The sequence below is a fragment of the Bacillus sp. Nf3 genome (genome assembly GCF_003028545.1).
GTDB classification, from domain to species: Bacteria; Bacillota; Bacilli; order Bacillales; family Bacillaceae; genus Bacillus; species Bacillus safensis.
Genome location: NZ_PYUA01000136.1, coordinates 1 through 507, shown reverse-complemented (window position 1 = coordinate 507; position 507 = coordinate 1). Strand labels below are relative to the sequence as shown.

Here is a 507-nt window from a genome sequence, read left to right as displayed (position 1 = left end):
GAATAGAGCCGAGTGGGTCGCTACTCGAACTCCCGCGATCCTGTCGTATGTCGTGATCATGTACGTGGCCAGACCCAAGGGGTCAGACTTCAATAGTGGTGAATTCAACGCGTATGCGTAAAGACTGATGTCGCCGGCCAGTCCAATCGGATCGCCCTGGATGTAGCGACCAATCGAGGCGTCATAATCACGGTGAAGATTGTAGTTCAGCCCACTGGCCACATCGAGCCGCTGCCCTGGGAACCGCATATCCAGAACGAAACGAGACGTGTCCAGATCCGGGTCCTCGTTCGGCGCACTGTTTCCAAACGCTTCGCTGGCGATGTCCCACGTCCAGACGGCGACATCTCGAACCGGATCAATGACGGCGCGTGGTGTGCCCAGGTGGTCCGGCTGGACATAGTGCAGACGGTTCACCGCTGCAGATGGCCCAGCCACCAAACCCACAGGCAGATCGTCCAGCCATACAGCTTGCTGGAGCGCCAGACCGCTTGCGTCATAGTCACC

1 protein-coding gene is annotated in these 507 nt (G+C 58.6%); it reads right to left on the bottom strand.

What is annotated here, in order from left to right; translation table 11 throughout:
* On the bottom strand, positions 1 to 507 hold a 507-nt coding region (locus C9414_RS19980), incomplete at both ends, for an RHS repeat-associated core domain-containing protein (RefSeq protein WP_142398099.1).